The 10233-nt window shown below is 72.8% G+C and carries 7 protein-coding genes and 1 pseudogene; 2 read left to right on the top strand and 6 right to left on the bottom strand.

The genetic code is table 11. The features are described from left to right. Positions 1-223: 223 nt before the first annotated feature. Positions 224-517: a DUF3039 domain-containing protein gene (locus tag AOK16_RS20355; protein ID WP_079101600.1), complete on the bottom strand. Its 294-nt coding sequence runs from the start codon at positions 515-517 to the stop codon at positions 224-226. 370 nt (positions 518-887) lie between these two features. Between AOK16_RS20355 and AOK16_RS20350 the strand changes: the two genes are divergently transcribed. Continuing rightward, positions 888-1895 carry a GlxA family transcriptional regulator gene (locus AOK16_RS20350; protein ID WP_055473634.1) on the top strand — a complete coding sequence of 336 codons (1008 nt, stop codon included), beginning with the start codon at positions 888-890 and terminating at the stop codon, positions 1893-1895. Between the two features lie 538 nt (positions 1896-2433). Here the strand turns inward: AOK16_RS20350 and AOK16_RS20345 are convergent. After that, positions 2434-3030 (bottom strand): YqgE/AlgH family protein, encoded by a 597-nt coding sequence (locus AOK16_RS20345; RefSeq protein ID WP_055473633.1) that lies wholly within the window; start codon positions 3028-3030, stop codon positions 2434-2436. Positions 3031-3299: 269 nt separating this feature from the next. Between AOK16_RS20345 and murA the strand changes: the two genes are divergently transcribed. After that, entirely contained in the window at positions 3300-4625 is a 1326-nt protein-coding gene (gene murA, locus AOK16_RS20340; protein ID WP_055473632.1) for a UDP-N-acetylglucosamine 1-carboxyvinyltransferase, read from the top strand. Between the two features lie 114 nt (positions 4626-4739). Here murA and AOK16_RS20335 read toward each other — a convergent pair whose 3' ends face one another. The 4 genes and pseudogenes from AOK16_RS20335 to AOK16_RS20320 form a co-directional block, all read right to left on the bottom strand. Further along, positions 4740-5021, bottom strand: coding sequence for an HU family DNA-binding protein (locus AOK16_RS20335; protein WP_055473631.1), 282 nt, complete (start codon positions 5019-5021; stop codon positions 4740-4742). Positions 5022-5343: 322 nt separating this feature from the next. Further along, a complete protein-coding gene (locus AOK16_RS20330) occupies positions 5344-6786 on the bottom strand; it encodes an NAD-dependent malic enzyme (RefSeq protein WP_055473630.1) in 1443 nt (480 codons plus the stop codon). A gap of 413 nt (positions 6787-7199) precedes the next feature. Further along, entirely contained in the window at positions 7200-9557 is a 2358-nt protein-coding gene (locus tag AOK16_RS20325) for a HelD family protein (RefSeq protein ID WP_055473629.1), read from the bottom strand. A 186-nt stretch (positions 9558-9743) separates the two neighbouring features. Next, positions 9744-10233 (bottom strand): annotated as a pseudogene (locus AOK16_RS20320) (RNA polymerase subunit sigma); the annotation flags it as partial.

The following is a 10233-nucleotide window of genomic DNA, read 5'->3' as shown; positions in this document are numbered from 1 at the left end:
GGGACGGGGGTGCCGGCCGTGGGGCGGTCAGTCATGAGTGTCCTTCGGTGCGGAGTCGTCGCAGGCGAACTGGGATTTACCTCATCACGGGCGGCCGGCCGCCGTCACGGCCCGGTCCCGTGGATCATCGAATGGCCGGGCACGCCACGCGCCCGGCCCGTCTCCCTCGTAACGAGGGGGCGGACCGGGCGCGTTGGGAGGCCGGGCCCGGCGGGGGTGGGCGCTACTTCTTGTCGCCGCCCTTGCCGCTCTTGTCCTTGTCGCCGCCGACGCCCATGGACTCGTAGATCTCCTTACACATCGGGCAGACCGGGTACTTCTTCGGGTCGCGGCCCGGGACCCAGACCTTGCCGCACAGCGCGACGACGGGCGTCCCCTCGAGCGCGCTCGCCATGATCTTGTCCTTCTGGACGTAGTGGGCGAAGCGCTCGTGGTCGCCGTCGCCGTGCGACACCTGCGGCGTCGGCTCTACCAGGGTTCCGGTGCCTGTCCCACGCTCGGGCTCAAGAGTGCTCATGCCGTCCAAGGGTACTCACGCGCGCGGCGAGCAGGGAGCGGTCTCAGGACCGGCCCGTCGGCGCCCCGCGCACGGTCCCGGACGGGCCACCCACCGACGCCACCCGATCCCACGCGGGCCGTGCGGGCGAGCGGCGCCCCCACCGCGCACAGCGCCCCGACAGGCCGCGAACGCTCCGGCCGTGACGGCCGCGAGTCCGGCGGCGCCGGCCACCCGCCGGGGCAGTGTCCTGCTCTGGATCCCCAGTTCTTCAAACGGCCGAGCCCCAAACGGTCAGGCCTCAAACGGTCGAGGCCTCATACGGTCGGGCCTCCGGCAGTGGGCAGGGCCCGGCGAGTGGCCGGATAGCCACCATGTGCAAAATCGCGCCATGGCCCTGGACCCCGGCACCACTCCCCCGCCTCCCGGCCGCCACCGGGTCGCCGTCCTCGTACGCCACGGGCTGCTGCCGCTGGAACTCGGCATCGTCCACCAGCTGTTCGGCCAGGCCAGGTCGGCCCAAGGGGAGCCGCTGTACGAGGTGGTGACCTGCGGTCTCGCCCCCGGCTGGGTGCGGACGGACGCCGACTTCCCGATCCGGGTGGCGCGCGGTCCCGAGGCGCTGGAGCGGGCCCGCACGGTGCTCGTCCCGGCCTCGCACGAGGCCGACGAGAGCGAGAGCGCCGGGCGGCTGCCGGCCGCGCTGGCCGAGGCGATGGGGCGCATCCGGCCGGGGACGCGGATCGCCTCCATCTGCACGGGCGCGTTCGTACTGGCCGCCGCCGGGCTGCTGGACGGGCGGCGGGCGACGACCCACTGGCGGTCGGCCGACCGCTTCCGCCGCCTGTTCCCCACCGTGCGGCTCGACCCGAACGTGCTCTACGCCGACGAGGGCGATGTGCTCACCTCGGCCGGGGAGGCCGCCGGGATCGACCTGTGCCTGCACATGATCCGCCGCGACCACGGGGCGGCCGTCGCCAACGAGGTCGCGCGGCGGACGGTGATCCCGCCCCACCGCGAGGGCGGGCAGGCCCAGTTCATCCCCCGCCCGGTCGCCGGACCGGGCCGCCGCGCCTCGACGGGCGCGGCCCGCGCCTGGGCGCTGGAGCACCTCGACCGGCCGCTCACACTAAGGGAGTTGGCCGCGCGGGAGTCGATGAGCGTGCGGACGTTCAGCCGGCGGTTCCGCGAGGAGGCCGGCATGACGCCGGTCCAGTGGCTCACCCAGCAGCGGCTGGCCCGCGCCCGCCAGCTCCTGGAGGAGTCGGACCACACGGTGGACCGCGTGGCGGCCGAGTCGGGCTTCGGCACGGCCGCCTCCCTCCGCCTGGCGTTCCAGTCGACCCTGGGCGTCTCCCCCAGCGCATACCGGGTCGCCTTCCGTGGGAACGGGAACTGACCTGGGCACGGTCGGCATCGGCACCGCCGGACTCCACCGTCATGGCACCGCGCCGCCGCGGCGGGAGTTTCCCCGGGGCCTCCGACCGTTCGGCACCACCTGGCTCCAGCGCCGTGGTCGCCCACCGCCGCGCCGGAAAAACTCCTGGGCACTCCGCCCCCAGGCCCCCGGCCGTGCGGATCCCCCAGCTACCGCTTGGTGGGATGCCCCTGGCTGTAGCCCCGGGGGGAGTGCCTCCATCCGGACTCCGCCGTCGCGGCGGGAAGCCTCCTGGGGACTCCTCCCCCGGGACCCCGCTAGCCTCCGGACCGCGCCGGCCCCAAGCACCGCTGGCCCCAGGCCCGTGCTTGCCCCCGGACCCATGCGGGCCCAGGGCCTCTGCGCAGTCCCCGGGCGTTGGCCCCGGCTGGGGGCTGGGGACGGAGTCCCCCGAGAATCCCCGCCGCGGCGGGGAGAAACCACGACGGCGGAGCCCGGCGGTACCGAGCCGGCCGCAACCCAGCGCCCGCCCCAACGCAACGGTGTCAAGGCAACGGCGTCAGTTCAGGCTCGGGTCGTCCGGGTACGTGGCGACCATCGCCAGCTCGTTCCGCTGGCGGCGCAGCACCGCGCGCCACAACTGCTCCGGGTCCGGCGAGGAGACGTCACCCGGCTCGGACTCGACCACGTACCACGCGCCCTCGACCAGCTCGTCCTCCAGCTGGCCCGGGCCCCAGCCCGCGTACCCGGCGAAGATGCGCAGCGAGCCGACCGCTCCCCCGAGCAGTTCCGGCGGCGCCTCCAGGTCGACGAGGCCGATCGCGCCGTGCACCCGGCGCCAGCCGAGCGGGCCCTCGCCCACGACGGTGTCCACCTCGCTCTCCCCCGCGGCAGCGCCCGGCACCACCGCGACCCCGAGGGCCGAGTCCAGCGACACCGGCCCGCCCTGGAAGACCACCCCCGGCTCCCCTGCCAGCCCGGCCCAGGATTCGAGGATGTCCCCGACGCCGACCGGGGTCGGCCGGTTCAGGACGACACCCAGCGACCCGTCCGCGTCGTGGTCGAGCAGCAGCACCACGGCCCGGTCGAAGTTCGGATCCGCCAGCGCCGGGGTGGCGACCAGCAGCCGCCCTGTGAGGGAGGACACCTCGGTCATGACGACATGATCCCGCACCTTCGCCCTTCGCGGGGCGGCAATCCCCCTACGCGGTCGAAGCCCTGGCGGGAGCGCATGGGGCGTACAGAAGCGGCGAGAACGCGCCCCCGTACGCCGCCGATTTCCGGTCACCATGCGAAGTGGCCGGTGGACACAGTGTGTTGTGACGAACCGATGACGTCCGGATACACGTCCTGCCCATACAAAGAGGGGTCGAACGACCCTTACCATTTCACTGGTCCCTGCCCAACTCCAGGAACGCGAGACCCATGACCGACGACGTCCTGCTTGTCCACGGCGGCACACCGCTGGAGGGTGAGATCCGTGTACGCGGCGCGAAGAACCTCGTGCCCAAGGCCATGGTCGCCGCCCTGCTGGGCAGCGGACCCAGCCGGCTGCGCAACGTCCCCGACATCCGCGACGTCCGTGTCGTCCGCGGTCTGCTGCAGCTCCACGGCGTCACGGTCCGCCCCGGCGAGGAGTCCGGCGAGCTGATCCTCGACCCGTCCCGGGTCGAGAGCGCCAACGTCGCCGACATCGACGCCCACGCGGGCTCCTCCCGCATCCCGATCCTCTTCTGCGGCCCGCTGCTGCACCGCCTCGGCCACGCCTTCATCCCGGGCCTGGGCGGCTGCGACATCGGCGGCCGCCCCGTCGACTTCCACTTCGACGTGCTGCGCAAGTTCGGCGCCACCATCGAGAAGCGCGCCGACGGCCAGTACCTGGAGGCCCCGCAGCGCCTGCGCGGCTGCAAGATCCGCCTCCCGTACCCCTCGGTCGGCTCCACCGAGCAGGTGCTGCTCACCGCGGTGCTCGCCGAGGGCGTCACCGAGCTGTCCAACGCGGCCGTCGAGCCGGAGATCGAGGACCTCATCTGCGTGCTGCAGAAGATGGGCGCGATCATCTCCATGGACACCGACCGCACCATCCGCATCACCGGTGTCGACAAGCTCGGCGGCTACAACCACCGCGCCCTGCCGGACCGCTTGGAGGCGGCCTCCTGGGCGAGCGCGGCGCTCGCGACCGGGGGCAACGTCTACGTACGCGGCGCCGGCCAGCGCGAGATGATGACCTTCCTCAACACCTTCCGCAAGGTCGGCGGCGCCTTCGAGATCGACGACGAGGGCATCCGCTTCTGGCACCCGGGCGGCCCGCTCAACGCCATCGCCCTGGAGACCGACGTGCACCCCGGTTTCCAGACCGACTGGCAGCAGCCGCTGGTCGTCGCCCTGACCCAGGCCTCGGGCCTGTCCATCGTCCACGAGACGGTGTACGAGTCCCGGCTGGGCTTCACCTCGGCGCTCAACCAGATGGGCGCACACATCCAGCTCTACCGCGAGTGCCTGGGCGGCTCCGCCTGCCGGTTCGGCCAGCGCAACTTCCTGCACTCCGCGGTCGTGTCGGGACCGACGAAGCTCCAGGGCGCGGACCTGGTCATCCCCGACCTCCGCGGCGGGTTCTCGTACCTGATCGCCGCCCTGGCGGCCCAGGGCACGTCCCGCGTCCACGGCATCGACCTCATCAACCGCGGCTACGAGAACTTCATGCAGAAATTGTCGGACCTGGGCGGGAAGGTCGAGCTCCCGAAGACCTGACCGCACGGCCGGGGCTGCCCAAGCCGTAGGCCACCGCATACGTCGAAGGGCGGCCACCCTCCCGTGGGTGGCCGCCCTTCGCGGTCCTCCGGTGGTCCGCCGGAGGCGAGCGCCCTACTTGCCCTTGGCGGCTTCCTTGAGCTTCGAGCCCGCGGAGACCTTCACGCTGTAGCCGGCCGGGATCTGGATCGGGTCGCCGGTCTGCGGGTTCCGCGCGGTGCGAGCGGCACGGTGGGTGCGCTCGAAGGTCAGGAAGCCGGGGATGGTGACCTTCTCGTCGCCCTTGGCGACGACCTCGCCGATGGTCTCGGCGAGCGCGTTCAGGACGGCGTCGGCGTCCTTGCGGGTCACCTCGGCGCGCTCGGAAAGAGCGGCCACCAGCTCACTGCGGTTCATAGTTACTCCCGTGTTCTTTTGCCATTGAGGCGTGAGATCGAAGCCGATGCTGCCAGGGCCCTCGGACAGTCCCCGGACCCGGGTCTGGTTACAGACCCTCGCGCCCGGGTACGCATCCTGCCCCCACCTGCGGCGGGAAAGCCAATCCGGCACCCCTGAGAGTCACACGAAGAGTGTCACACCTCGAATTGGTGACGCTCTGTCTGCTCCTGGCAGCGCACCGCACGGCTCGCTTCAGGGTTACGGTCAGGTTGAGCGGCCATTTTTCTGCCCGTCACCTTATGGGGCCCTTGCGGGCCCCGACCCCCGCGACGCGCCGTGCTCAGCGCGCCGTGGCCCCGGTCACAGCGGGTCCGGCGGCCTTCGCGGCCTCCCGGACGGCCCCGGCGACGGCGCCGGCGACCTTGTCGTTGAAGACGCTGGGGATGATGTAGTTCCGGTTCAGCTCGTCCTCGGTGACGACATCGGCCAGCGCCTTGGCGGCGGCCAGCATCATGTCGGTGTTCACCGTGCGCGACTGCGCGTCGAGCAGGCCGCGGAAGACACCGGGGAAGACCAGCACGTTGTTGATCTGGTTCGGGAAGTCGCTGCGGCCGGTGGCGACCACGGCGGCGGTCTGCCGGGCCACGGCCGGGTCCACCTCGGGGTCGGGGTTGGCCAGCGCGAAGACGATCGCGTCGTCGGCCATGGCCGCCACGTCCTCGCCGTCCAGCACGTTGGGGGCCGAGACGCCGATGAAGACGTCGGCGCCCGCGACGGCCTCCTTGAGGGTGCCGGTGACGCCCTCGGGGTTGGTGTTCTCGGCGATCCAGTGCAGCGCGCTGCCGTTGGCGCCGCCGTCCACGGCGGCCAGGTCGGCGCGGCCCGCGTGCACCACTCCGTGGATGTCGGCGACCACCGCGTGCTTGACGCCGGCCGCGATCAGCAGTTTGAGGATGGCCGTGCCGGCCGCGCCGGCTCCGGACATCACGACCCGTACGTCGCCGATGCTCTTGCCGACCACGCGCAGCGCGTTGGTGAGCGAGGCGAGCACGACGATGGCCGTGCCGTGCTGGTCGTCGTGGAAGACCGGGATGTCCAGGGCCTCGCGCAGCCGGGCCTCGATCTCGAAGCAGCGGGGCGCGGAGATGTCCTCCAGGTTGATGCCCGCGAAGCCGGGAGCGATGGCCTTGACGATCTCGACGATCGCGTCCGTGTCCTGGGTGTCCAGGCAGATCGGCCAGGCGTCGATGCCGGCGAAGCGCTTGAAGAGGGCCGCCTTGCCCTCCATGACGGGCAGCGCGGCCTTGGGGCCGATGTTGCCCAGGCCCAGCACGGCGGAGCCGTCGGTGACGACGGCGACCGAGTTGCGCTTGATGGTCAGCCGGCGGGCGTCCTCGGGGTTCTCGGCGATCGCCAGGCACACGCGGGCGACGCCGGGGGTGTAGACCATGGACAGGTCGTCGCGGTTGCGGATGGGGTGCTTGGACGCCATCTCGATCTTGCCGCCGAGGTGCATCAGGAACGTACGGTCGGAGACCTTGCCGAGCGTGACGCCCTCGATGGAGCTGAGCTTCTCGACGATCTCGTCGGCGTGGGCGGTGGAAGTGGCCGCGACGGTGACGTCGATGCGCAGCTTCTCGTGGCCCGAGGCGGTGACGTCGAGGCCGGTCACCGATCCGCCGGAGGACTCCACGGCGGTGGTGAGCTGGCTCACGGCGGTGCCGCTCGCCGGGACCTCGAGCCGGACCGTCATCGAGTAGGAGACGCTGGGCGCCGTTGCCATGGCGGACTTCCTCTGCTTTCCCTGTGGTACGCGTGGTGCGTGTGCTGCGCGGTTGTCGCCGCGATCGCGCGGCCGTGGGTGGCCGGTTCGCGCCGTCCGATCGTCGCACCTACCTGCCGGTACGCGTTAGTCGCCGTCGACTTTCGGAAATATTGTTCCATCCCCGCCGTGGACCCAACGCGATGGGCGCCCCTCCCGGGTGGGAGGAGCGCCCATCGCGTTGACGTGTAAGTGGCACCGACCCGCCATGCTCGCCTCGCGGCAAGTGGTCGCTCGTAGCGACGAAGGTTGGGCCCGGGGGCTTGGATCGAGCCGGTGCCGTACCCAGGCTAACAAAGACCCCCGAGAAGTCATTCCTGGTTCGGCAGTTGACGGCAAATGGGCCCGATCGGCGGCGGCCTGGCCCTGCTGCTTCAGTCCCTGAGCAGGTCCGGAACCCCGTCCCCGTCCGGCATGTCCCGTTCACCCGAGAGGACGGTCAGCCGCTGGGTGGCCCGGGTCAGCGCCACGTACAGCACGCGCAGCCCGGCCGGGGACTCGTCGGCGATCTCGGCGGGCGAGACCACGACCGTCGCGTCGTACTCCAGGCCCTTCGCCTCCAGGCTGCCCAGGGCCACGACGCGGTCGCCGAGGCCGGCGGTCCACTGCCGGGCCTCCTCGCGGCGGTCCATCGCGACGACCACGCCGACCGTGCCGTCCACCTCCTCCAGCAGCCGCCGCGCCTCCTCGCGCACGGCGGCCCCCAAGTCGCCGCCGGAGACAGCGCCGTGACTCTGGTTCGCCACCGCGCCGTGACTCTGGTTCGCTACCGCGAAACGCGGATGGTTGCCGGTCGAGCGGACCGCCTCCGGGGACTCCATGCCGGGCATGGCCAGGGCGAGGACCTTCGCGGCGACCTCGGCGATCTCCGCCGGGTTGCGGTAGTTGACGGTCAGCGTGAACCGGCGGCGCGGGCGGGTGCCGAGCGCCTCGTCGCGCGCCGCCGCCGCCTCCTCCGGGTCGGACCAGGAGGACTGCGCGGGGTCGCCAACGACCGTCCAGGTGGCGTGCCGTCCGCGGCGACCGACCAGGCGCCACTGCATCGGCGTGAGGTCCTGCGCCTCGTCGACGATCACGTGCGCGTAGTCGATGCGCTCCTCCTCCAGCCGCTCGACCCGGCTGCGGCGCATGGGCATCCGGTCGGCGTACGTGGTGAGTTCCTCAAGGCCGGTCAGCTGGTCCAGCGGGTCGGCCTCGCGCTTGCGGGGGCGGGCCGGGGCGCCCAGGAGCACGTGCAGCTCGTCCAGGAGCGCCACGTCGTGCACCGACAGCGGGCCCCTGCCCTCGGCGCCCGTCCGCCGCAGCGAGCGGGCCAGCAGCCGGGCCTCGCGCGGCTGGAGCACCCGGCGCGACCAGCGGCCGAGCCGCCGCTCGTCGGCCATCGCGGCCAGCACCCGGCGCGGGGTGAGCTCGGGCCACCAGGCATCGAGGAACTCGGTGAAGTACGGCTCGGTGGCGATGTCCTCGTCGAACGCCTGGCGCGCCTCGGCCGCCAGCTCGTCGTCCGGGTAGCGCCTGCGGGCGCCGGACCGGGCCCACAGCGCGTCCAGCACCAGCCTGCGGGCGCGCGGGCGCAGCAGGTTGACCGGCGCGGTGCCGCCCAGCACCGCCTGGCGGATGCGCTGGAGCTCGGCCGCGTCCAGCTCGACCCGCTCGCCGAAGGCGACGGCGCGCAGCCGGTCGGGGGCCGCAGCCCCGTCGGCGGCGGGCAGTTCGAGCGCGCCGCGGGCCGCCTTCCGGAGCACCTTCACCATCCGCGAGGAGCCCTTGACGCGGGCCACGGCCGGCTCGTCGTAGGCGCCGGCCTCGGCACCGTCGACCAGCGAGCCGACCGCGCGGATGGCGACCTGCCCCTCCTCGCCGAGCGAGGGCAGCACGCCCTCGGTGTACGCGACGAGCAGCGGGGTCGGGCTGACCACGAGGATGCCCCCGGCGTACCGGCGGCGGTCCTGGTAGAGGAGGTACGCGGCGCGGTGCAGGGCGACGGCCGTCTTGCCGGTGCCGGGGCCGCCGCCGACCTCGGTGACCGAGGCGGCGGGGGCGCGGATCACCAGGTCCTGCTCGGCCTGGATGGAGGAGACGATGTCGCGCATCGCGTGGCTGCGGGCCCGGCCGAGCGCGGCCATCAGCGCCCCGTCGCCGACGACGGGCAGTTCGGCGCCGCCGAGCGAGGCGGTCAGCTCGGGGCGCATCAGGTCGTCCTCGACGCCGAGCACCCGGCGCCCCTTGCTGCGGATGACGCGCCGGCGCACGACCCGGCCGGGGTCCTTGGGCGTGGAGCGGTAGAAGGGCGCGGCGGCGGGCGCGCGCCAGTCGATGACCAGCGGCGAGTAGTCGGCGTCCAGCACCCCGAGCCGCCCGATGTGCAGCGTCTCGGCGATCTCGGCGCGCCCGTCGCGTACGGCGTCGTCGGCGGGCTCGACCGAGGTGTACGCGCCGTCCGGGCCGAGCTCGCCGTCCTTGCCGAGCAGCAGGTCGATCCGGCCGAAGAGGAAGTCCTCGAACTCGCTGTTGAGCCGGTTGAGGTGGACCCCGGCGCGGAAGACCTGCGCGTCGCGCTCGGCGAGCGCGCCGGGCGTGCCGACATGGCCGCGGCGGGCGGCGTCGTCCATCAGGAACTCGGCCTCGTGGATCTTCTCCTCGAGACGCCGGTACACCTGGTCGAGATGGTCCTGTTCGACACCGATCTCCCGGTCCCGTACCGAATCCACAGCGGCTTCCTGCGCGGCCACCCACGGCCCCCTTCTGACGTGCTGGGCAGCCGTCAACCGTACGCGAACAGGGCGTACCGCGCATCTGTGATCTGCGTTTTCGGGGGTGCGAGCCGACCGATTCACGGGTACGGGCGGATCGATTCGCGGGTGCGGGCCGACCGATTCGCGGGTGCGGCCGGTCGAAAGGACCCCGCCGGGACCCGGTCAGGCGTCGACCGAGACCAGCCGGTCGCCGTCGAAGGTGCGGACCTCGAAGTGGTCGATCGCCTCGCGGTCCATGGCCGTGCCCCCGTGCACGTACAGCGGGCCGCGGGCGGTGCGGTCCGGGCTGTCCGGGATGCCGTAGCCCCACGCGGGGACGGACCAGGAGGTGACGACCTCCCGCTCGCCCGTCCTGGAGACCGCGACCAGGCTGCACTTGAGCGGGCCCTTGACGTTCTTCAGCTCCAGCACGGCGTGCGTGCCCCAGGCCTTGCCCTCGGTGCCGACCGTGGCCGTGACCTTGGTGACCGGGTCGGTGGCCGTGCGCTTCGTGGTCATGTGGTGGAAGAAGGCGTCCTCGGCCGGGCTGGTGGAGTGCGCGTGCGGCAGCGCGGTGTCCTTCCCGCCGTCGTCGCCCGCCGTCAGGACGGTGGCCACGGCGGGCCCGCCGATGATCAGCGCGGCCGCCGCCGCGGCCAGACAGAGCCCGCGC

Source organism: Streptomyces pathocidini (genome assembly GCF_001418495.1).
Lineage (GTDB): Bacteria > Actinomycetota > Actinomycetes > Streptomycetales > Streptomycetaceae > Streptomyces > Streptomyces pathocidini.
This window is presented reverse-complemented; position numbering and strand designations above follow the sequence as displayed.

Bases quoted from the DNA above. Each gene is read 5' to 3' on its own strand.
- AOK16_RS20355 (WP_079101600.1), bottom strand. From the start codon at position 517: ATGAGCACTCTTGAGCCCGAGCGTGGGACAGGCACCGGAACCCTGGTA.
- AOK16_RS20350 (WP_055473634.1), top strand. From the start codon at position 888: ATGGCCCTGGACCCCGGCACCACTCCCCCGCCTCCCGGCCGCCACCGG.
- AOK16_RS20345 (WP_055473633.1), bottom strand. From the start codon at position 3,030: ATGACCGAGGTGTCCTCCCTCACAGGGCGGCTGCTGGTCGCCACCCCG.
- murA (WP_055473632.1), top strand. From the start codon at position 3,300: ATGACCGACGACGTCCTGCTTGTCCACGGCGGCACACCGCTGGAGGGT.
- AOK16_RS20335 (WP_055473631.1), bottom strand. From the start codon at position 5,021: ATGAACCGCAGTGAGCTGGTGGCCGCTCTTTCCGAGCGCGCCGAGGTG.
- AOK16_RS20330 (WP_055473630.1), bottom strand. From the start codon at position 6,786: ATGGCAACGGCGCCCAGCGTCTCCTACTCGATGACGGTCCGGCTCGAG.